19 protein-coding genes are annotated in these 21,721 nt (G+C 46.2%); 5 read left to right on the top strand and 14 right to left on the bottom strand.

What is annotated here, in order from left to right; all coding sequences use genetic code 11:
• Positions 1–25: 25 nt before the first annotated feature.
• Positions 26–391: a hypothetical protein gene (locus JM642_RS01310; RefSeq protein WP_037425148.1), complete on the top strand. Its 366-nt coding sequence runs from the start codon at positions 26–28 to the stop codon at positions 389–391.
• Positions 391–576, top strand: coding sequence for a DUF2970 domain-containing protein (locus JM642_RS01305; RefSeq protein ID WP_037424187.1), 186 nt, complete (start codon positions 391–393; stop codon positions 574–576). The genes JM642_RS01310 and JM642_RS01305 overlap by 1 nt, the downstream gene beginning before the upstream one ends.
• Before the next feature lie 35 nt (positions 577–611).
• Here JM642_RS01305 and JM642_RS01300 read toward each other — a convergent pair whose 3' ends face one another.
• The 9 genes from JM642_RS01300 to JM642_RS01260 form a co-directional block, all read right to left on the bottom strand.
• Complete coding sequence (locus tag JM642_RS01300) at positions 612–1,451, bottom strand: Dam family site-specific DNA-(adenine-N6)-methyltransferase (RefSeq protein ID WP_037424184.1); 840 nt, start codon at positions 1,449–1,451, stop codon at positions 612–614.
• A 48-nt stretch (positions 1,452–1,499) separates the two neighbouring features.
• Positions 1,500–2,903: an AAA family ATPase gene (locus JM642_RS01295; protein ID WP_144376023.1), complete on the bottom strand. Its 1,404-nt coding sequence runs from the start codon at positions 2,901–2,903 to the stop codon at positions 1,500–1,502.
• 18 nt (positions 2,904–2,921) lie between these two features.
• Positions 2,922–4,001: a 3-dehydroquinate synthase gene (gene aroB, locus JM642_RS01290; RefSeq protein ID WP_099457283.1), complete on the bottom strand. Its 1,080-nt coding sequence runs from the start codon at positions 3,999–4,001 to the stop codon at positions 2,922–2,924.
• A 5-nt stretch (positions 4,002–4,006) separates the two neighbouring features.
• Positions 4,007–4,522: a shikimate kinase AroK gene (gene aroK, locus JM642_RS01285; RefSeq protein WP_037424170.1), complete on the bottom strand. Its 516-nt coding sequence runs from the start codon at positions 4,520–4,522 to the stop codon at positions 4,007–4,009.
• A gap of 219 nt (positions 4,523–4,741) precedes the next feature.
• Positions 4,742–6,799 (bottom strand): type IV pilus secretin PilQ family protein, encoded by a 2,058-nt coding sequence (locus tag JM642_RS01280; protein WP_203432537.1) that lies wholly within the window; start codon positions 6,797–6,799, stop codon positions 4,742–4,744.
• Between the two features lie 21 nt (positions 6,800–6,820).
• Positions 6,821–7,336: a pilus assembly protein PilP gene (locus JM642_RS01275; protein WP_169548316.1), complete on the bottom strand. Its 516-nt coding sequence runs from the start codon at positions 7,334–7,336 to the stop codon at positions 6,821–6,823.
• Positions 7,336–7,959, bottom strand: coding sequence for a type 4a pilus biogenesis protein PilO (locus tag JM642_RS01270; RefSeq protein ID WP_144345254.1), 624 nt, complete (start codon positions 7,957–7,959; stop codon positions 7,336–7,338). The genes JM642_RS01275 and JM642_RS01270 overlap by 1 nt, the downstream gene beginning before the upstream one ends.
• Positions 7,956–8,540: a PilN domain-containing protein gene (locus tag JM642_RS01265; protein WP_203432536.1), complete on the bottom strand. Its 585-nt coding sequence runs from the start codon at positions 8,538–8,540 to the stop codon at positions 7,956–7,958. The genes JM642_RS01270 and JM642_RS01265 overlap by 4 nt, the downstream gene beginning before the upstream one ends.
• The gene (locus tag JM642_RS01260; RefSeq protein ID WP_037424154.1) at positions 8,528–9,607 is read right to left on the bottom strand and encodes a pilus assembly protein PilM; all 1,080 of its coding nucleotides are present in this window, start codon (positions 9,605–9,607) and stop codon (positions 8,528–8,530) included. The genes JM642_RS01265 and JM642_RS01260 overlap by 13 nt, the downstream gene beginning before the upstream one ends.
• Before the next feature lie 189 nt (positions 9,608–9,796).
• Between JM642_RS01260 and JM642_RS01255 the strand changes: the two genes are divergently transcribed.
• Positions 9,797–12,316, top strand: a complete 2,520-nt coding sequence (locus JM642_RS01255) for a PBP1A family penicillin-binding protein (RefSeq protein WP_203432535.1) — start codon at positions 9,797–9,799, stop codon at positions 12,314–12,316.
• Positions 12,317–12,391: 75 nt separating this feature from the next.
• On the opposite strand, the gene argH is transcribed toward JM642_RS01255, so the two are convergent.
• The 5 genes from argH to argC all read right to left on the bottom strand — a co-directional run bounded on the left by argH (position 12,392) and on the right by argC (position 17,848).
• A complete protein-coding gene (argH, locus tag JM642_RS01250) occupies positions 12,392–13,759 on the bottom strand; it encodes an argininosuccinate lyase (protein ID WP_069454021.1) in 1,368 nt (455 codons plus the stop codon).
• Positions 13,760–13,851: 92 nt separating this feature from the next.
• A complete protein-coding gene (locus JM642_RS01245; protein WP_088586511.1) occupies positions 13,852–15,075 on the bottom strand; it encodes an argininosuccinate synthase in 1,224 nt (407 codons plus the stop codon).
• Positions 15,076–15,135: 60 nt separating this feature from the next.
• Complete coding sequence (locus tag JM642_RS01240; RefSeq protein ID WP_203432534.1) at positions 15,136–16,041, bottom strand: ornithine carbamoyltransferase; 906 nt, start codon at positions 16,039–16,041, stop codon at positions 15,136–15,138.
• Positions 16,042–16,053: 12 nt separating this feature from the next.
• Positions 16,054–16,836, bottom strand: a complete 783-nt coding sequence (gene argB, locus JM642_RS01235; RefSeq protein ID WP_203432533.1) for an acetylglutamate kinase — start codon at positions 16,834–16,836, stop codon at positions 16,054–16,056.
• A gap of 31 nt (positions 16,837–16,867) precedes the next feature.
• Positions 16,868–17,848: an N-acetyl-gamma-glutamyl-phosphate reductase gene (gene argC, locus JM642_RS01230; protein ID WP_203432532.1), complete on the bottom strand. Its 981-nt coding sequence runs from the start codon at positions 17,846–17,848 to the stop codon at positions 16,868–16,870.
• A gap of 618 nt (positions 17,849–18,466) precedes the next feature.
• On the opposite strand from argC, the gene ppc reads away from it, so the two are divergent.
• Both ppc and JM642_RS01220 read left to right on the top strand, forming a co-directional pair.
• Positions 18,467–21,136: a phosphoenolpyruvate carboxylase gene (gene ppc, locus JM642_RS01225; RefSeq protein ID WP_172589139.1), complete on the top strand. Its 2,670-nt coding sequence runs from the start codon at positions 18,467–18,469 to the stop codon at positions 21,134–21,136.
• A complete protein-coding gene (locus tag JM642_RS01220; protein ID WP_037424130.1) occupies positions 21,136–21,681 on the top strand; it encodes a DUF1439 domain-containing protein in 546 nt (181 codons plus the stop codon). Before ppc ends, JM642_RS01220 begins: the two co-directional genes overlap by 1 nt.
• The last annotated feature ends 40 nt before the right edge of the window (positions 21,682–21,721 follow it).

Genomic DNA, 21,721 nt, shown 5'->3' with positions numbered 1-21,721 from the left:
ATTTGATGATTTCAAGGGAAGTATCATGAAAGGGCGGTTAACACAGTTTTCACACATTTTAGGCTCGGTGACATTTAAGTCGTCGATGATGTTGGCATTTACCGCAGTGGTAGTCGCCTCCTTAGCCTTTGGTGTCGAAAAACTGACCGCAGGAAACGATACCTCCGCCTGCGCTTGCAGTAGTGATACTCGTTACAACAATAGCTTACCTAGCAGCCATCCGAATAACCGTTGTGCCGAACAAGCACAAACCTTGAGTTGGAAGACTTGGCTTACTGGCAAAAATCGCTCTAGCCAGTTCCATTTTGTCGACTTGCTTGAACTGCTCCATGGCCATCAAGATAAACCTATCGATGACATGAAACCTGCCAATTCACAACAGTCCTATTGATGCTAAGCCGGATCTGGCAAGTCTTTCACAGTACGATAGCCGCCTTCTTTGGGGTGCAGTCAGATAAAAATCGCCAAAAAGACTTTCAGACCAATTCACCATTACCGTACATTTTGATGGGAATCGTGTTAGCAATAGCCTTAGTTGCCAGCCTTATTTTGCTGGTTAGCCAAGTCGTTAGCTAGATAAGCAAATAACTGAAACCTTCCGTCATCAGTAATTAGTCATCTTGCGGATCGTAAGTCTCATCGTATAAAGCAATCAACTCGTCAACTTTATTGCGGCCACTACCATTTTGGCTAATGTTGCGTTGCACTTGGATCTTAGCGAGATGCGCGCCGCGATACAGTTCTCGCGTCAGCGGAATATCATGGTTGCTAATCACAACAGGAATGCGCTGTTCAAGAGCCATATGCCGCGAATAACGCGCGAGCAACGCCTGATCATCTAAGCTAAAGCCTGCACCGACATAGGTAGTAAAACTCGCCGTAGAGGATAATGGCGCATAGGGTGGATCACAATAAATCACATCACCAATTCGGATTTGTTCAAAGGCTTTTTCATAGCCAATGCACTTAAATTCGGCGCGTTGCGCTTTCTTTGAAAAGGCCAAGATTTCCTTTTCGGGGAAATAAGGCTTCTTGTAGGAGCCAAAGGGTACATTAAAGCCGCCTTTGCGGTTATAACGGCACAAGCCATTAAAACCATGACGATTGAGGTACAGGAAATAAACCGAACGCAGGAAAGGATCGCGAGATTTATTAAAGTCTGTACGCACGCGATAGTAGGCTTCCTTCTGATTCATCTCATCGACAAATAGCTTCTTAGCAGCCGCAATGTACTCCAAGGGCCTTTCTTTGACTATGTTGTAGAGATTTATCAGGTCTTGATTGATATCGCAGAGTAAATAGCTGGGATAGTCAGTATTTAAAAATACCGAACCTGCGCCAACAAACGGCTCAACTAAACGTTCACCCGTGGGTAAATAGTTCGAGAGCTCATCCACCAATTTAAATTTTCCGCCAGCCCATTTCAGGAAGGCTCTATGTTTTTTGATCATTTAACTTGATGAATGCCGACAAAAATAAAGGCCATGATTGTACTCTGTTTATTCTGAAATTTCACCGCTTGGAAGCGCATCTTGTAATTGATAACCACCTAGCTCAGCCCATTTTTTTATCATGGGTTGACTCAAACGATATTGTTTGACCAATTCTGCGGCAGCCTGTTGCGCCGATTGACTGTCGCTAAACTGCCCCACCAGCACCACCCAAAATTGTTTGTATTTAGCGACTCGAATATCCGGCACAGAATGCAGTTTTTTCAACAGCGACTCGACTGTGTCACGCTGGGAGACTGTAGCTATTTGGATGGTATAACCGGACGTTGGCCGAGTTTTTACATTAGTTATTGATGCAGCCGTGATGTTCTTCGCTGGATGAACGTTATCGTTCTTAGCGATATCTTCATGTGATGTATTGTTACTAGCAGTCACAACATTGTTTTCGGCCTTACTTGTGGCTTCATCAATCGGTTGTGTTATGGCGGACTCATTCTCGGCTGGAGTTTCACCATGAAATCCCGCCAAAGGATCGGCTTGCAGCGCCGCTTGCGATAATAAAGACTGAGCTAACGACTCCTCACGTTGTTTAAAATAGGGCGTTAATATCCGTTGACCATGGGCTAAAAACTCGTCGGAATCCAATGCGGGATAAGTGACCACGTCGAGCACGGGCTCATCGGAAAAGGGTTGAGCTAATCCAAACCAAATCAAAAAGGTAATCAACAAGCTGCAAAGTCCAATCAACGCTAGCTTATATTGTACCCAGGCTGACTTCTTCTCACTCTGGCCATGTAGCGCCAGTTCCAGCAAGGTAACGACTTCCTGAGGAGTACCCGTTTGTTTTTCAAGTTGTGCGCGAACAATGTCTCTTGGAGTAAATGGATTTTGGTCACTGTATCGCAGCAAGGTTTGATACAGTGCTTCCCGCTCAGGCAAACTTAGCGGTTCAATACTAATAGGCAGGATCTGCCGCCGGAGAGAATCGGGTAATTGTGGCAATAAATCGGCTAAAAATGCTGGAGGAACCGTTAAGGTCACAGCTATCCGCTGTCCCGCACACTGAATTTGATTGAGTATGATGCATTCTGCCCATAGCTCTTTTGAGAGCAAATGAGCATCATCGATGATGATATGTAACGGTTTACTTTGATTTTGAGCTACACGCAGAATGGTTTCGGCTAGGGGAATTTCATCATCAAAAATGGGGGATGACATCAACTGCACTAAAATCTTGCGACGAATCTCAGCGTTATCGGCATGCATGGGACAAATAACCAGCGCCGCATTTGAATCATCAAAATCGGTAGCTAATGCAGTGAGCAGCGTTGTCTTGCCCGAACCTTGGCCGCCAACAAGCACCAGCAATTGGTCGCTATAACTGGCAACATGATGCAATCTTTGTATGAGGGCTTCCTGTGAGGGAAGCAAGACTTGCCCCTGAAATGTCACTCATCCACCACACAAGGTTTATGCGCAGCAGATAACCTGTTCTAGGGTAGATTCAGAGACTTGACTAAATACTTCCGCTCGACCAATGGCCGTTGGAAGTACCAGCCGGATCTGACCGCCTAACACTTTCTTATCGCGACGCATATGTTGAATAAAACTGTCGAAATCCATTGATTCCGGCGCTTTTACAGGAAGATCGAAGGCTTGAAACAATTGCACAATACGACGGACAATTGACTCATCAACCAATCCTAAAGACTTAGCGGTTTGAGCAGCAAGGACTGTGCCAGCAGCAACGGCCTCACCGTGCAACCAGTTACCATAGCCCATCTCAGCCTCAATAGCATGACCAAAGGTATGTCCAAGGTTCAAAAGCGCGCGCACGCCCTGCTCTGTTTCATCTTGGCTGACCACATCAGCTTTAATTTCGCAGCAGCGGGAAATCACATAGACTAAGGCTTGAGTGTCTAAGCTTTTTAGTGCTTGAACATTATCCTCAAGCCATTGAAAAAACTCAGCATCCCACATAATGCCATATTTAATAACTTCCGCCATCCCCGCAGCAAACTCACGCGCCGGCAAGGTCTTTAAACAGTCAGTATCAATAATGACAATTTGTGGCTGATAAAAAGCCCCTATCATATTTTTACCCAAAGGATGATTGACCGCCGTTTTGCCGCCAACCGAAGAATCCACTTGGGATAAAAGCGTTGTAGGGATTTGAATAAAATCGATACCACGTTGATAACATGCCGCGGCAAACCCCGTCATATCACCAATCACCCCTCCACCGAGGGCCACCAACACAGAATCTCGGCCATAATTACGTTGCAGTAAAGCCGAAAAAATAACATCTAAATGCGTTAAATCTTTAAATTGTTCGCCATCGGGAAGGATGACACTAGATACCTCACCAAACGAAGCCATCGTGTCTTGAACCTGGTTTAGATACAAGGGCGCGACGGTTTCATTGGTGACGATAAGGATACGTTTTTTCAGCAGATAGCGAGACAAAGTCTCGCTATCACTCATCAAACTCTGGCCAATGTAAATGGGGTAACTACGTTCACCTAAATTAACCTGAATTTGTTGTGTCATTCTGCCTAGAAACCTAATTTCTCAACGATTTGATTCGCAACAACCTTTGCACTTTGATCATCAGTTTTAACGATCACATCAGCAATTTCTTCGTACAGAGGGTTACGGATTTCTGCGAGGCTCTCTAATACTTCTCGCGGATCATCTACTTGCAGTAATGGGCGACGCTTGTCTCTTTGAGTTCGCGCAACCTGTTTGTCGATAGTGGTTTCGAGATAAACCACAATACCGCGAGCAGATAAATGATTACGGATATCTTTGCTCTGAACTGAACCACCACCAGTGGCAAGGACAATACCCTGTTTTTCAGACAGATCAGCAATAACCTGAGCCTCACGACGGCGGAAACCTTCTTCGCCTTCTACATCAAACACCCAAGCAATATCAGCGCCAGTGCGTTGCTCAATCTCTTGATCTGAATCGTGGAATTCTAAATGCAGCATTTGCGCCAGATGGCGACCAATTGTGCTTTTACCTGCGCCCATTGGGCCTACCAGAAAAATATTACGTTTTTCAGCCATTTCTTGTACGTCTGAATCTTAATGAAAAGTATGCCTATATCGACTCATGATCAAGCCGACCTACTGTATGTTACCTTGCTCTTATGAGACTTGACCGAGGATTATCTCAGTTTAATGTCTAGTCTGGCAAGTGATGCTCGCTATTTATGGTAAGAATTGTATTTTATAAATAATAAAGCCAGCAAGTGGTGCTGGCTTTATCCGAACGACTACATAGAGTTAGAGTTTCTCATTCACAATTTTAGGTGTTACAAAAATCAATAGCTCTTGGCGCTCATTCTTGTCGGTACTGTTACGGAATAAGAAACCGACCAAAGGAATGTCTCCCAAAATAGGTACCTTGCTAACCCGGCTAATCAAATTCTGCTGGTAGATACCACCTAATACAATGGTTTCGCCATTGTCGACAAGTACTTGAGTACCAATACGCTGTGTATCAATCGCTACTGCTGGACCTGTCGGCGTATCCACCGTTTTGCCCTGTGAGTCCTGCGTAATCTCAAGATCCAGAATCACACGATTGTCCGGTGTAATTTGTGGTGTCACCCTTAGTGACAACACCGCCTTTTTAAAGGTCACCGAGGTCGCACCGCTTGACGTGGATTGTACGTAGGGAATTTCAACACCCTGCTCAATATACGCCGATTTTTGGTTAGAGGTCGTGATACGAGGACTAGCAATAATTTCACCTTTGTTTTCTTGCTCTAGTGCACTGAGCTCTAGATCCAAGATAGTACCGTCGGCGAGCTTAGCCACATGGAAGGCGATGCTAGTTGGGTTAGTGACGGCCGCAGGCAAGTTCACATTCAAACGATTATCTAAACTTGGTATCGTACCATTGGCAATATCGCCGGCCCCTTCTAGAGAACCAGAGGTCCCTTTATCACCCTGCTGATCAGTCACTCCCCAGCGGATACCCAAATCTTCAGACACGTCATCCTTTACGGTAACCATACGCGATTCAATCAACACTTGGCGGATCGGAATATCAAGCACCTCAACCAAACGATGAATGTTTTCGATGATTTCAGCGGTATCTTTGACGAGTACCGTATTGGTACGCTCATCAACGGCCACAGAACCGCGAGGAGACAATAAACTTGAGTCAGTGCCTTTTAATAGCTCAGCAATGTCGGTCGCTTTGGCATAGTTAATCTGCAGATACTCAGAATAAAGCGGCGCAAGCTCTTTAACTTCCTGTTTACTTTTGAGATTTTGACTTTCGCGAATCGCAAGTTCTTCACTCGGCGCCACCATCAAAATATTACCTTCGATGCGTTTATCGAGTCCTTTGGTTTGCAAAATCAAATCCAGTGCTTGGTCCCAAGGTACATCGTCAAGCCTAAGAGTAATATCTCCCTCAACAGTATCACTGGTCACTAAGTTAAAGTTGTTATAGTCAGCAATAATCTGTAATACGGTACGAACAGAAATATTCTGGAAGTTTAATGAAAGGGTCTTACCGTTATATTTCTTAATATCTTTAGTCGCTACAGTACGTTCAACCTTATTAATCGACAACCTAAAGAGGTTATCTTCCTGCTTATAATTGAACTCATAATTACCCGATACATCAACTATGATGCGAGTCGTTAAGTCATCTTTAAAGGTTTCAAAGTTTTTAACTGGCGTAGAAAAATCCTGTACATCCATCACATACAACAAGTCATTGTTGATGTCAGTGTTGTAAAGCTGAACCTCAAGTTTGGCACCAATTTGCTCAACGTTGGCCGCAACAGAGCGGCTATTTAGGTAGACTAATAAATCGCCACCGCCATTTTCATTACGTCGAAAATCAATATTTTTAATACTATTTACAAATGGGCTATTTGCTGTTGCCAGAGAATTCACAACCTCATCATTAATGGTTAAGCGATAAGAATTACCAACTACGCTACCTTGATAAGGTTTGACTTTGGATAAACCTAAAGTCACTGTTAAACGCGCATCTTGCTGCGAGGTCACTAGATCTTTAACACCGACCTGATTAATCGGTAAGCGATCTTTAGAAAGACCAGAAATACTATCATCAAAGGTCAATACCAGCTCAGCAGGCGATGCATTTGAATCAATTTGTGGAGCCGAAATCGCATCCTCAAATATTAACTCAACCTCTAACTGATGATCGACTAAAGCATGGTATTTCACATCCATTAGCCGATTTGCCGCAAAGCTCGATGGCAAAAATCCAAATAGTAATGCGATCCCAATAACAGACTTAACTAAGCCTGAAGATAAAAACGATAACGGGATTTTTATCGCGGCAGAAGATTTCATTGTTCCCTCATCCTTCGCTTGTTATTTTCCAGAAAGTTCGATGTTGTTTGTACGCTCTGACCAACAACCCGTACCATCTGGAATTAATTCTACAACTTCCACATTCTGTGGAGTCACTTTCGCTATACGTCCGTTAAACAACCCTAGATACTCACCCACGCCCATCCGATATACACTGCCATCATTCGTTTCAATCAGCGCCCAAGTTACATTAGCTTCACTTAACGTACCGCGCATTTTTAGGTTGTCTAAAGCATAAGTTTCTAAACGGCCTTTACGACGTTTTAAATCCGGTTGTAAGCAGTTTTTACTGGTATCAACGACTTCTTCGGTTAATTCGCGAGAAGGCGGAACAAAGGGACTACGCATTAACTCAGCCTGGTAGGCAAAATGCTCAAACTTTGGCGGTTCTTTTAAGGGTGGAATATGCGCCACATGCTGTGCTTTAGTTGTAGTAACAAATAGCTCTAAATCACTACGATCGCCAACACACCCGATTAAAAAAAGACTTATCCCTAACAGAGGTAAGAGTTTCATTATTTCTTCCCCTTGTTAGCAGGCTTTTCGGGGGGTAACTCTGCCCCTTCTTTAAAGCGATAGGTTTTAGCAAGAATGTCCATGGTTAAAGTACCGCTATCATCACGTTTGATCGTAAAATCATGCAAACTAACAATACGAGGTAACTTAGCAACACCACTCACCATATTGCCAATCTGGTGATAATCACCAGTGACTGACATCTTAATTGGAAATTCGATATAAAAATCTCGCTGAATTTCAGCTTCCCAATTTAAACTTTTAATCCGTAAACCAGCATCCGTTGCTGCAAAGGTTAAGTCATCAAGCAAACCGGGCATCTCGTTTTCTGAAGGTAACATTTTCAGCAATTCGGCAAATTGCCCTTCCATTACGGCAAGTTGTTCACGATAGAGCTTTAAATTAGCGGCCAGTTGATATTTGTTTTGAAAATCGTCTCTTAGCTGTAACTCTTTGTTTTGTTCATTATTAATCACATCGATTGCATCAGACAACACCACAAAATATCCCGCTGCAAATACGCAAAGAGCCAGCAAAATAGCGAAAAATACTTTTACTTGTTTTGGCCAACTTCCGATATTTTCAAAATCAATATCATTAAACTGACTGAGATCGAGCTTCATTTACTCGCTCCTTTTGCCGCTTTTGCGGGCTCTTCAGCAATGGCTCCTTTGATGCTCACCCTTAAACTAAAGCTCTGCAATTGTCTTAACTCATCATCTTGGGTAACGATCGATTGCATATTGGGATCGGTTAACCACTCAGACGCTTTTACCTTACGCATCATATTTGCTACGTTATTATTCGACTCACTGCGACCTTCAATGAGCAACAAACTGCCTTTTTTCTCAAGACTCGATAGATAAATTCCTGGCGGAACAATACGCACTAGCTCGTCTAATACGTGTGTCGGCAAATTACGGGATTGCTGAAGATTTAAAATAATTTCTGTTCGACGCTCAATATCTTTTTTACGTTCAGTGATCTTTTTAATCTCGGCAATTTGAGCTTCGAGCTGCTGAATTTCTGACTGTAAATAAGCATTTCTTGCTCGCTGCTCATCAGTCATCATCTCGAGTAAAGCCAGCGCTGCATAGACTAAGATTGCTGAGCCCAAAAATACCGCAGCCAATATGCCGATATAATCGCGTTTCTGCTTTTCTCTCGCTTCTTCACGCCAAGGAAGCAGGTTTATGTTCGCCATTGACCGTAGCTCCTCAGGGCTAAGCCACAAGCAACCATATATTTGCTAATGCTAGGTTGCAGTATATTTTTAACGGATTCATCCGCGTGCAGGCATCCTTGGAAAGGGTCGGCAATTATGGTGTGAACACCTAACTCATTGGTCAATAAGTTAGCCATGCCTTCTAGTTTAGATGTGCCACCACATAAGACGAGATAGTCGACTTTATCTTTGCCGCTTGAAGTACAATAAATTTGCAGCGTTCGCTTAATTTGCTGCAGTAATTGCGTTTGGAAGGGAGATAACACTTCAAACATATAATTACGCGGTAAATCACCCTCGATTTTTGCTTTTTCTGCCTGCTCATAAGACATGCCATAAAAAGAGAGAATCGACTGAGTAAATAACTCACCACCAAAGGCTTGTTCACGGATAAATGTAGTTTCGCCAGACTCGACAACGCAGAAAGTAGTCATATTCGCGCCGATATCGACCATGGCAACCGCTTTCTGGCGAGCCCCTTCAGGTAATTGGCCTAGGACTAACTCAACCGCTCGACCTAAGGCATAGCCTTCAACGTCAACGACTTTAGTCTCTAGCTCGACTTCATCAAGCGCATCAACTCTGGCATCGATATTGTCAGTACGGCAAGCACTGAGTAATACATCGACCTTAGAAGGATCGGTACTGTTGACGTTTAAGGTTTCAAAATCAATGCTGACTTCATCAAGGGAATAGGGGATTAAGTTATCAGCCTCAATCTCAATTTGCGCTTCCATTTCCTCTTCGCTAAGCGAGGCATCCATGTAGATGACCTTAGTCATTACAGCAGAACCAGAAACCGCAACCGCAGCATATTTAACCGATTTAGGCAAAGCACGCTTTACCTGTTTGAGGCATTCAACAACGGCATCGGTATCACGAATATCATGATCGTTAATAGCACCCTTTTTTACGGGAACCGCTACGTGACTTAATATTTTGTATCCATCAGCAGTCTTACTCAGCAAAATGGCCTTTACTTCATGGGAACCAATATCAATTCCGACCATTTGCGGAGCCTGACGCTTCCATAAATTTGAAAGCATAATCCGTTGTCACTTTATTATTTATATTTCAGTATGAGAGATTAGCACAAAATCAACCCGTTATACGTATTTGTATAGAATGTTTCAAGATTTTACAAACGCTATTTTAGGGCCGTCACGTTTTTGCTTCACCCAAACGTTCGCGCCTTATATACTGTCGCACTTAACTGAACATTAGGATCAATTTAGGTGAAGTGGTTAAAACGTATTGTTATAGCTCTATTCAGTCTAGCCCTTTTGGGCGTAGGCGCCATTGTTGCAGCATACTTTTATGTTTTGCCGGATCTGCCGGATGTTTCGACACTAAAAAATGTGCAATTACAAACACCTTTGCGCATTTACAGTAGTGATGGCAAACTCATATCTCAGTTTGGTGAAAAACGACGTATTCCCTTAAAACTGGAAGAAGTCCCCAAACCGCTGTTACAAGCCTTCCTTGCCACCGAAGATGCGCGCTTTTATGAGCATGGTGGTATCGATCCTGTCGGGGTAATCCGCGCAGCAATCGTCATGTTAACAACCGGCGAAAAAAAGCAAGGAGCAAGTACTATCACCATGCAGGTGGCACGTAACTTCTTCCTAACCCGCGACAAAACCATTATTCGTAAGGTGAAGGAAATTTTTATTTCCTACCATATTGAGCAGTTGTTAACGAAAGATGAGATTTTAGAGCTGTACGTTAACCGTATCTATTTAGGCCAAAGAGCCTATGGCGTTGGCGCAGCCGCTCAAGTGTATTTTGGCAAAAACGTCCAAGATCTGACTCTGTCTGAAATGAGTATGATTGCTGGCTTGCCAAAGGCCCCCTCAACGCTTAACCCCATTACTTCACCTTCCCGCGCTCTCGCTCGTCGCAACGTGGTGTTGATGCGGATGAATGAAGTGGGGTATATCAGCAAAACGGAGTACCAAACCGCACTCCAGGAGCCACTCGTAGCCAAATATCATGGTGCCGAAATCGATCTCTATGCCCCTTATATTTCTGAAATGGCCCGGGATTACATGGTGCAAAAATATGGTGAAGAAGAAGCCTATACCAATGGCTATAACGTCTACACCACGATTTCATCCGATCTCCAGCTGTTAGCGCAGCAAGCATTACGCAATAATGTTTATGCCTATGATGAACGTCATGGCTACCGCGGTCCTGCTGCTGTTTTGTGGACAGGCGCTAAGCCTGATAATGCACAAATCAAAGCTGAACTGGCTAAAGTCACACCCGTCCAAGAGTTACAACCTGCCGCGGTATTAAGCATTGATGGACAGCAAGCCAGTGTATTAACCGCTAAAGGTGAAACCAAAGTCATCAAATGGGATGGCTTGAAATGGGCGCGTAAATTTATTAACGATAAACGCCAAGGTGCGGTACCTAAATCGGCTTCAGACATGCTGACAGTAGGCGAACGTATTTGGATCCGCGACAATGGCCAGTACTTACAATTATCGCAAGTCCCCGAAGTAGCGAGTGCCACAGTGTCACTCGATCCGGAAAATGGCGCTATCCGTACTTTAGTGGGTGGTTACAGCTTTAGCCAAAGCCAATACAACCGGGTAACTCAGGCTAAACGCCAATTAGGTTCGAATATTAAACCTTTCATCTATGCTGCGGCATTAGAAAAAGGCTTTACACTCGCGACTCTGATTAACAACGCGCCAATTAATAAACCCGATATTAGCCAAGGTACTGCGTGGCGGCCGAAAAACTCACCCGATATCTATGGTGGCCCAACGCGTTTACGTGTGGGCTTAGCGCAATCGATCAACGTCATGTCTGTTCGTGCCATGCGCCATATTGGTTTAGATGCAGCTATTGCCGAGTTAACTAAGTTCGGTTTTGACCCTAACGACTTACCACGAAACGAGTCCTTAGCCCTCGGTTCACCTTCGGTAACGCCCTTACAAGTCGCAGCGGCTTTCAACGTGTTTGCAAATGGTGGCTTCTTGGTTGAACCTTTCTATATTGAGCGGGTAGAAGACTCCTTCGGCAATGTGATTGAAAAAGCCAATCCGACCTTAGCCTGTAAGCCTAACAATAGCCAAGTGCAGCCTAACAGCGATCCAATGAGCTTTGGTGAACCAACGGCTCAAACTGATGCAGCTGTTGCCCATTGCTTTGAGCAAACAGGTCGTTATGCACCGCAAATTATCTCTGAACAAACGGCATTCCTGATCACCGAAGCGCTGAAGAGTGTGATATGGGGTGGGGGTGATTGGAGCAAAGGCACGGGCTGGCAAGGTACGGCATGGCGGGCGGCTCAATTAATCAAACGTCATGATATTGCTGGTAAAACAGGTACAACCAACGAATCTCGCGATACATGGTTCAGTGGTTTTGGCCCAACGTTAACTAGCACCTTCTGGGTCGGATTTGACGATCATGGTCGCCAGTTAGGTAGAACCGCTTGGAACGCTAATGGTGAAAAAGATCAAATCACTGGGACCGAAGCCGGTGCTAAGACCGCAGGGCCTGGCTGGAACGAATTTATGAATAACGTGCTTAAAGGCGTCCCAGAAACCACGGCGATTCCACCAGAAGGAATCGTCTCGGTGCGGATCGACCTTGCAACAGGCAAGCTCACTCGTAAAACTGATTACACCAGTGATTTTGAATACTTTATCTCGGGCACTGAACCGAAGGAATATATCAGTGAAAGCCAAGATGAAAATAATCTCTTCATCGATGCGCCAGCGGATGACCTGTTCCAATAGCCGTAAATAGCAATAAAAAAACGCGACCTTGAGTCGCGTTTTTTATTGCTCACCTAAGATTAACCTACTTTGCCATTAACCCGCTTTTTTAGCCGCAATCGCTTGCTTAACTTGAGTCAACGCTGTGCCGCCGAGGACATCACGTTTTGCCAAACAGGCTTCGATGGTAAGGTTGGGATACACATCATCTTCGATGATATCGGCAAAGGTTTTAAACTCGGCGAGCGTAAAACCTTCTAACGGGATCTTCTTAGCGATCGCCGCAACTACTGCCACACCGACTACATGGTGCGCTTCACGGAACGGCATGCCCTTAGACACCAGATAATCCGCCAATTCGGTCGCGTTGGCATAACCTTGCTGCGCGGCTAACAGCGCATTCGGGCGGTTAACGACTAAGCCAGATAAGACTAATGCCGCCATATCCAAGCAAATAGCCCAGCTGTCGACCACGTCGAACAGGCCTTCTTTGTCTTCCTGCATGTCTTTGTTGTAGGCCAGTGGCAATGCCTTCATCGTGGTGAGAATACCCACTAAACTGCCGTACACACGGCCCGTTTTACCGCGAATAAGCTCCAGCGCATCGGGGTTTTTCTTTTGTGGCATTAACGATGACCCCGAGGTCACTTCATCACTTAATGAGATAAAGCCCGCTTCACCCGAGTTAAAGAAAATCAAATCTTCGGCCATGCGGCTTAAGTGCATCATGCTGATAGAGGCTGCTCCGCACAGCTCAACCACATGGTCGCGATCCGACACGCTATCCAAACTGTTTAAGGTTGGCGAAGCAAAGTTCAGTGCTGCTGCAAGCGCATATCTATCCATTTGATAGGCTGTGCCCGCCAATGCACCCGAACCGAGCGGACAGGTATTGGCGCGCTTTAAGGCATCGGTTAAGCGGCTAAGATCACGCTCAATCATTTCCACATAGGCTAAACACCAATGGCCGAAGGTCACAGGTTGAGCGCGTTGCAAGTGAGTGTAACCTGGCATTACAGCGTCGAATTCACGCTCCGCGAGCGCGATAAGTTCGCTGCGTAAGGTTTGTAGGCGAGCCACTAATGCCGCACCTTCGGATTGGCACCAGAGTTTTAAGTCGGTAGCGACTTGGTCGTTACGGCTACGGCCCGTATGGAGTTTTTTTCCCAGATCGCCGACTTTGGCGATCAACGCAGATTCCACGAAACTGTGAATATCTTCCGCGCCCGAGGCGAGAATAATCGCAGGATCGCCCTTCACTTCCACCAGCAGCTCGTTCAACGCTTTCTTCAAGTCACTGCATTCAGTGGCAGTGATAATGCCAACGCTAGCAATTGCATCGGCCCAAGCGATAGAGCCAACTACATCCTGCTCAAACAAACGATAATCCACCGGCAGTGAATCGTTGAATAATTTAAATAGCGCGCTGGTTTCGCCCTGAAATCTTCCACCCCATAAAGCCATGCTCAATCCCCTCGGTCACTGCTTTGAATACGTTAAAGCTATTAAAACTTAAGATATAAAAAAGGGCGCTAGGCGCCCTTTGAGTCTGCCTATTACTTAGCGTTGAGCGCGCGGATACGGCTCGCTAACGAGTACAGACGGATAAAGCCTTCAGCATGTTTTTGGTCGTACACTTGATCTTCACCGAAGGTCGCAAACGCTTCAGAGTACAAGCTGTTTGGCGAACGTTTCTTAACGGCAATCGCGTGACCTTTGTAGAGTTTCACCACAACTTCACCGTTGACAGACTCGGCTAAAGACTCAGATGCCGCCAACAGCGACTTACACAGAGGTGTAAACCAACGACCGTCGTACACTAAGTGTGCCATTTGGGCACCCACTTGCTCGCGCCAAGTACGGCTGGTTTTATCAAGCACTAACTCTTCAATCGCGCGCAGCGCGGCAAACATCACAGTGCCGCCTGGGGTTTCGTAGCAACCACGAGACTTCATGCCCACTAAACGGTTTTCGGTGATATCGATACGACCCACGCCATGTGGTGCAGCGATGGCGTTCAGCTTCATCAGTGCAGCGTAAGGCGTTAAAGCTTCACCATTTACTTTAGTCACACGGCCATGTTCAACTTCGAGTGACACATATTCTGCTTCGTTTGGCGCATCTTCCGGATCGGCAGTCAGCGTCCACACACCTTTGCTTGGCTCGTTCCATGGATCTTCCAACTCGCCACCTTCGTGGGAAATGTGGAATGCGTTAGCATCACGGCTGTAGATCTTAGTGGCAGAAGCTGAAGTCTTAATATTACGCTCAGCTAAGTAAGCCAGCAGATCTTCACGGCTCTGCATGGTCCATTCACGCCATGGTGCAATCACTTTTAAATCAGGCGCTAATGCCGCAAAGCAACCTTCAAAACGCACTTGGTCGTTACCCTTACCGGTACAACCGTGGCACAGGGCATCGGCACCCACTTTACGCGCCACTTCAACCTGCGCCTTCGCGATGATTGGGCGCGCCATTGAAGTACCTAACAAGTAAGTCCCTTCGTAAATCGCCCCCGTTGCCATGGTTGGGTAGATGTAATCTTTAACGAATTCTTCTTTCAGATCGACGATATGGCATTCAGACGCGCCTGAGGCTAATGCCTTTTCAGTCAGACCCACTAACTCTTCTTCACCCTGACCAACGTCAGCGCAAAAGGCGATGATTTCACAGTTGTCGTAGGTTTCTTTTAACCAAGGAATAATGGCCGAAGTATCTAGACCACCCGAATAGGCTAAAACGACTTTTTTCACGCCAGTATTTTTGTTCTCGATAGACATCTTAAATTCCTATAACTCGTTTCTCACCTTGGAGAAAGTAGGCTGCTAAACAGGGTTAAATTAACTAAATAGGGTTACCAGTACTGCATTTTGGGCGTGCATCCGATTCTCAGCTTGTTGCAGGATCAAGGAGCCTTCGCCATCCATGACCTCATCGGTCACTTCAACACCGCGGTGAGCGGGTAAACAGTGCATAAAGAAGTGAGCACCCGCTTTCGCCATCAAGGCCTTATTGACCTGATAAGGTGCAAACTTATCCTTAATTTCCGCTAACGGTGTTGGATCTCCCATGGAAATCCAAGTATCAGTATAGATAGCATCGTGACCTTCAATCGCATCAATATCTGAAGTCAGTACAACCTTGCCGCCATATCGGCTCGCGAGCTCTTGCACTTCGGCCACAACGTAGCCATCAGGAAAGTGACCCGCAGGGCAGATCACTGTCATGGTGGCACCGAGAATGGCCGCGCAATACATCAATGAGTTAGTAACGTTATTACCATCACCCACATACGCTAACTTAGCATCACTGATATTTTCAAAATGCTCGGCCAAGGTTAAAAAATCGGCTAAAGCTTGGCAAGGATGGTATAAATCCGAAAGTGCATTAATCACGGGCACACTACCAAACTTAGCTAATTGTTCGATAGTCGTGTGGGAGAACGTTCTCGCCACAATGGCATCGGCCCAACAGGACAGGTTAGAAGCAAAGTCAGCGACCGATTCCCGCTTACCTAAGGCACCATTTTGCTGGTCTAGGTATAAACAGTGGCCACCGAGCTTATTAATACCGATATCGAAGCTAACACGAGTACGCAGAGATGGCTTTTCAAATAACATCACCACACTCTTACCGTCCAGTGCATGGCGATATTCTGCGGGATTCGCTTTAATCGTCTTGGCCAAGGTAATCAGATCCAGCAACTGCTGCTGGGTTAACTCTTTTATCGATAGTAAATGCTTCATAACCTACTCCGCTTATGGTTGGATTTGTGTGCCCACGGCCTCACCTTTTGCTAATGCGACTAATTGGCTTGCATCACGCCATGAGGCCACTTGAACCGCCTGCCCCATCCACTGCGCCACTTCGAGCGCAGCTTCTACTTTTACTTTCATTCCCTTTTCGATCACACCTTGCTTCACCAAATCCGCAATCTGCTTACCATTCAGTGAAGGGATTAATTGACCTTTACCATCGAGTACGCCAGACACATCCGATAACAGCACCAACTTGCCACCGACCAATTTAGCTAATACCGTCGCCGCTTGGTCAGCGTTCACGTTCAGCATTTGGCCATCGTCCATCATGGCAATTGAGCTACAAATCGGCATCCAGCCTTGGGACAAAATAAACTTAAGGTAAGTGGCGTCCTTAGGAGAAACCTCGCCCACTAACCCTAAACGCTCATCTTTAATCTTAGCCGATACCGTGTTGCCATCGGCTAAGCTCATGCCCACACTCACAATCCCAGCTTTAGTCGCTGCGCCTTGGAGGATCTTGTTTGATGTGCCAGCCAGTGCACCGGCAATAATCGGCATTTGCTCAGGCGGGGTCACCCGCAGGCCTTCTAACTTGACGGTTTCCATGCCGTTTGCGGCTAATTGCTCATCGACCAAACAGCCACCGCCATGCACCATCAGCACCTGCTGACCATTTGCGATCATTACTGCGGCGGTATCCATTAAACGCGCCATCCCCATTTCACACTGCAGCAGGGCGCCGCCGACTTTAAGAACTAATACTGAGTTGTTGGTAGACATCTTGACGACTCTCTTAACTAAGGATGAACGGTTAAAGGTTAAAGTGAATCTTTATGCATTGCAGGGCTTGGCTCGCCGCGCCTTTCATCAAATTGTCGATGGCACTGGCAACCACTAAGTAGCCACTGTTCTCATCAAACTTCCAACCTAAGTGGCAATTCGGAGTCAGCACTACATCATCCACTTTCGGGAACTGGTTCTGTTTCACCGTCACCAGCGGAGCTTGGTCATAAACACTGTATGCCGTAGCCACATCGGCGGTGGTGGTGCCCGGTTTTAGCTGTACCGTGATGGTTGCTAAAATGCCGCGCTTGAAGTTGCCAAGGTGCGGCGTGAAGATCACCTCTTGCCCCAGTTGAGTGGCAATTTCGGGTTGATGTCTGTGGCCTAATACGCCGTAGGGTGTGAGGCTCACTTCGCAAAAACTGGTATGCAACTGCGCCTTACGACCCGCGCCCGTCACACCGCTGACCGCATTGATCACCGGATAGGCGGAGGTCAGTAAATTCTTTAATGGTTTCAAAGCGGTTAATGATGCTGTTGGGTAACAACCTGGCACAGCAATCATCTTAGTTGCGGCGACTTCTTTGGCATTCCACTCGGCAAGACCATAAACAGCCTTGGCTAGCACCTCGGGATATTCGTGCTCAAAACCGTACCACTTAGGATACTGCGCCACATCACTGAAACGATAGGCACCGCTTAAGTCAAACACGGCTAAACCTTGGTTGTAGAACCAAGCCGCTAAATGCAAACTCACCGAGTGCTCGGTCGCCAACACCACGGCATCCGCCTCGGCGACGATCTTAGTCTTCGCTTCTTCAGTCAATGGTGACAGAGCTAAGTCAATGTGGCTGTAGACAGGGTACAAATCTGCTAAAGCTCTACCTTTATCTAAACTATTTTCAGAGACATACAGGCCTTGAATTGATAATTCAGACTCCGCATGGACTAAAGCAGTGAGTTGTGCACCTGTGTAACCACTGGCGCCGATAATGGCGATATTTTTCATATGTATTTTTATAAACCAAATCAAAGAGACTTAAAGAATAGATGAATAGCGTATACGCAACAGCGCATATCTATGATGACAGGACTATCGTCGTGGGAAATCGTAATGGCTCGTTATTTTATTCACTGACGGCTTAACGCTATACATCATGATATTTACTCTACAGGTCACAATGGGTGACTCATCTCAACTGCAGGTTAGACTACCACAAAGATCTATTTATGCAATATATGTGAATATATATTTTTATTAAATTTTATCTTTAATCTTCGTTCAAGCACGCTTAGCAAATGACACAATACCTCACTAACTTCTTTATAACTCAGTTATCTATGGATGAAAGACTGAAAAATCAGTCCTTTTTATTAACACCTGATATACATGTACGCAAAGCCAAAATAATGCAGTTCATATTCACTTTGGCTAAACATAATAAAATATTGCGTTAGCTCGCATTTATATTGAATATTCTTCAGCAATTATCGTGATTAGTTGCATATCAGATAAGCCAGTCGTATAAGTTATAAGTTCTGCTGTTGACCATTGCCCTCTGTGGTGGGTATTGTGCTAGCGGGCTAATACAAAGCGGATTTTGATGTTTTTCTATTCGGAGTAACTATGGCAGGTAATGTGGCAGACAATGTGACCGACATGTATGCGTCGTTAAGATCAAACGTGAGTATGTTAGGGCAGATCCTTGGCGATACAATGCGCACCCACCTCGGTGATTCTTTCCTCGAGAAGGTTGAGCAAATTCGTAAACTTGCAAAAGATTCCCGCCGTGGCGATGAGGCGGCACGGGAGCAAATGCTAGAACTGCTGACCGCACTCCCCGATGAAGAGTTAGTGCCTTTTGCCAAAGCCTTCAACCAATTCCTCAACCTAGCAAACTTATCCGAACAATTTCATACTATTAGCCGTAACTGTGATGAACTGGTTTGTGTACCGGATCCGGTCGAACAGTTGCTTGGCCGTATGCTGAATGGCCGTATCGATCAAACCAAGATGTTGGATTGCTTAAAGACGCTTGATATCGACTTAGTCCTCACCGCACATCCAACGGAAATCTCTCGCCGCACACTGATCCAAAAATATGCGGCGATTGTGGATTGCCTCGCCGAGCAAGAAAACGATCAATTATCCGATAGAGAACGTCGCCAAATTAATCTGCGTCTGCGCCAGTTAATCGCCCAAATCTGGCACACCAATGAAATTCGCCGTGAGCGCCCAACGCCAGTGGATGAAGCCCGCTGGGGATTATCGACGATTGAAGAATCTCTCTGGCACGCCGTCCCCGACTTTTTAAGGCAGCTCAACGATCAAGTACAAGAGCGCACTGGCCAGCAATTGCCTATCGATATTGCACCAGTGCGATTCTCAAGCTGGATGGGTGGTGATCGCGACGGTAACCCCTTTGTGACCGCCAAAGTCACCCAAGAAGTGTTAGACCGTAATCGCCATGCTGCGGCACGTTTATTCCTCAAGGATATAGTGTTGCTAGTGGGTGAACTGTCAATGGAAGAAGCCAATGATGAATTAAAGGCTTATACCAACAATAGCTGCGAACCCTATCGTTTTGTGCTGCGCTCATTAAGACAAAAACTGCGTGACACCATAGATTACTTAAATGCCCGCATTGAGGGCCACAATCCTGAAGTGGATAAGTCGACGCTGATTTGGCAAGAAAGCGATCTTAAAGCGCCGCTAGAGATGCTGTATAAGAGTTTATGTGACTGCGGCATGCGTTTGATTGCTAACGGTTTACTGCTCGACATTTTGCGCCGTCTCGCTTGTTTTGGCATTCATATGCTTAGGCTCGACATTCGCCAAGACGCCGGCCGTCACTGCGATGTACTTGCAGAGTTAACCCGCTATCTAGGTATGGGTGACTTTAATCATTGGGATGAAACCGAAAAACAAGCCTTCTTGCTGCGTGAACTCAGTAACCGTCGTCCGCTGATCCCGAGCAACTGGCAACCTTCCGCCGACGTGGCCGAAGTGCTTAACACTTGCCGTTTAATTGCTAAACATCCTGCTAAGGCGTTGGGCTCCTATGTGATCTCGATGGCGAGCAAGCCTTCAGATGTATTAACCGTATTATTACTGCTCAAAGAAACTGGCTGCACGCATCCAATGCGGGTTGTGCCGCTATTTGAAACCTTAAGCGACTTAAACAACGCCGCCGAATGTATTACCGCACTGCTCGATATCGACTGGTACCGTGGTTATACCAAAGGCATGCAAGAGGTGATGATCGGCTACTCCGACTCAGCCAAAGATGCGGGTGTAATGGCAGCCGCTTGGGCGCAATATCGCGCACAGGAGCAGTTAGTCGCCGTCTGTAAACAGGCTGGCGTTAAGCTGACGCTGTTCCATGGTCGTGGAGGCAGTATTGGTCGTGGCGGCGGTCCTGCCCACAAAGCGATTCTGTCACAACCGCCCGGCTCAGTTGATGGCCGTATTCGCGTCACCGAGCAAGGTGAGATGATCCGCTTTAAGTTCGGCCTGCCTAAATTGGCGGTGCAAAGCTTAGCCCTGTACACCTCAGCGGTGTTAGAAGCGACTCTGCTTCCGCCGCCCGAGCCTAAGCAGGAATGGCGCAATTGCATGGAGCGAATTGCAGAGGAGTCAGTGAGTGCTTACCGCGGTATTGTCCGTGAAGAGCCGGATTTTGTGCCTTATTTCCGTGCAGCCACTCCGGAGGTTGAACTAGGCAAATTACCATTAGGCAGTCGCCCAGCAAAACGCCGTGTCGATGGCGGTATCGAGAGCTTACGTGCCATTCCTTGGATTTTCGCTTGGTCTCAAAACCGCTTAATGTTGCCAGCATGGCTCGGCGCCGGTGAAGCATTACTGGCTGCCTGCGAACGTGGAGAAATGGGTTTGCTACAAGATATGGACCGCGAATGGCCCTTCTTTAGCACGCGGATTTCCATGCTAGAAATGGTGTACGCCAAGGCGGAACCTAACTTAGCGCGTTACTATGAAACCTGCTTAGTACCGCCCAATCTCCACCACTTAGGCGAAACTTTACGCCAGCGTTTAGATCTCGGCATTAAAGTGGTGCTGGAGCTGACTAAATCGGATACCTTAATGGCGCATACACCGTGGAATCGCGAATCAGTCAAACTGCGCAATCCCTATATCGATCCATTAAACTTCCTGCAGACCGAGTTATTAGCTCGTACCCGCAAGGAAACAACCGAAGCTCCCGCTTCCGAACACGTGCAACTCGCCTTAATGCTGACGATTGCCGGTGTCGCGGCGGGCATGAGAAACACAGGTTAATGAAAAAACTCACGCTTAGCCTTTGCTTGGGATTATCTGTACTGCTTGGCGGCTGCGTCACGCAGTACAGTATCAGCGAGCATGAAATGGAGCAGTATCTCAGCAAAGAGATCCATTTTGAGGTGAAACAAGGTAATCAACTCGTGGGCGCGCAAGTGCGCATTAACGACATCAGTGTCAGACTCGGTGACAAGCCTGACACTATGAGCGTAAGTGCGACCACTCAGGTGTCCATCACTAACCCTATTTATCCGTTGAAGGCGCAACTTTCAACAACCTTTGAGGCCAAGCCTTGGTATGACAGTGCCACCCACAGCGTCTACCTACGCCAGCTTGAATTGGTGAAAGTCGAGTCAACACCCAAGGATATCGAGAAAGCCATCAGTAGCGCGACACCACAAGTGATGGGCTACTTAAGGCATTTCCTCGAGAATCAGCCCGTTTATGTGCTCGATACGAAGGATAGTAACCAAGCGCTGATGGCCAAGATGACCGAGAGCATTCAAGTCGTCCCTGGCAAATTAGTCCTTAAGTTCACTAAATAACGGCTTGCGTTGCAAACCATTCGCCATAAAAAAATGCTCC

The sequence above is a fragment of the Shewanella sp. LZH-2 genome, assembly GCF_016859145.1.
Lineage (GTDB): Bacteria > Pseudomonadota > Gammaproteobacteria > Enterobacterales > Shewanellaceae > Shewanella > Shewanella xiamenensis.
Note: the sequence above shows the minus strand (reverse complement) of the source record. Positions and strands in the feature narration are given on the sequence as shown.

What these genes read in the sequence shown, in the direction of transcription:
- JM642_RS01305 (WP_037424187.1), top strand. Translation starts at nt 391, where the DNA reads ATGCTAAGCCGGATCTGGCAAGTCTTTCACAGTACGATAGCCGCCTTC.
- JM642_RS01280 (WP_203432537.1), bottom strand. Translation starts at nt 6,799, where the DNA reads ATGAAATCTTCTGCCGCGATAAAAATCCCGTTATCGTTTTTATCTTCA.
- JM642_RS01310 (WP_037425148.1), top strand. Translation starts at nt 26, where the DNA reads ATGAAAGGGCGGTTAACACAGTTTTCACACATTTTAGGCTCGGTGACA.
- aroK (WP_037424170.1), bottom strand. Translation starts at nt 4,522, where the DNA reads ATGGCTGAAAAACGTAATATTTTTCTGGTAGGCCCAATGGGCGCAGGT.
- aroB (WP_099457283.1), bottom strand. Translation starts at nt 4,001, where the DNA reads ATGACACAACAAATTCAGGTTAATTTAGGTGAACGTAGTTACCCCATT.
- JM642_RS01275 (WP_169548316.1), bottom strand. Translation starts at nt 7,336, where the DNA reads ATGAAACTCTTACCTCTGTTAGGGATAAGTCTTTTTTTAATCGGGTGT.
- JM642_RS01260 (WP_037424154.1), bottom strand. Translation starts at nt 9,607, where the DNA reads ATGCTTTCAAATTTATGGAAGCGTCAGGCTCCGCAAATGGTCGGAATT.
- JM642_RS01270 (WP_144345254.1), bottom strand. Translation starts at nt 7,959, where the DNA reads ATGAAGCTCGATCTCAGTCAGTTTAATGATATTGATTTTGAAAATATC.
- JM642_RS01300 (WP_037424184.1), bottom strand. Translation starts at nt 1,451, where the DNA reads ATGATCAAAAAACATAGAGCCTTCCTGAAATGGGCTGGCGGAAAATTT.
- JM642_RS01265 (WP_203432536.1), bottom strand. Translation starts at nt 8,540, where the DNA reads ATGGCGAACATAAACCTGCTTCCTTGGCGTGAAGAAGCGAGAGAAAAG.
- JM642_RS01240 (WP_203432534.1), bottom strand. Translation starts at nt 16,041, where the DNA reads ATGAAGCATTTACTATCGATAAAAGAGTTAACCCAGCAGCAGTTGCTG.
- JM642_RS01245 (WP_088586511.1), bottom strand. Translation starts at nt 15,075, where the DNA reads ATGTCTATCGAGAACAAAAATACTGGCGTGAAAAAAGTCGTTTTAGCC.
- JM642_RS01220 (WP_037424130.1), top strand. Translation starts at nt 21,136, where the DNA reads ATGAAAAAACTCACGCTTAGCCTTTGCTTGGGATTATCTGTACTGCTT.
- argB (WP_203432533.1), bottom strand. Translation starts at nt 16,836, where the DNA reads ATGTCTACCAACAACTCAGTATTAGTTCTTAAAGTCGGCGGCGCCCTG.
- argC (WP_203432532.1), bottom strand. Translation starts at nt 17,848, where the DNA reads ATGAAAAATATCGCCATTATCGGCGCCAGTGGTTACACAGGTGCACAA.
- argH (WP_069454021.1), bottom strand. Translation starts at nt 13,759, where the DNA reads ATGGCTTTATGGGGTGGAAGATTTCAGGGCGAAACCAGCGCGCTATTT.
- ppc (WP_172589139.1), top strand. Translation starts at nt 18,467, where the DNA reads ATGGCAGGTAATGTGGCAGACAATGTGACCGACATGTATGCGTCGTTA.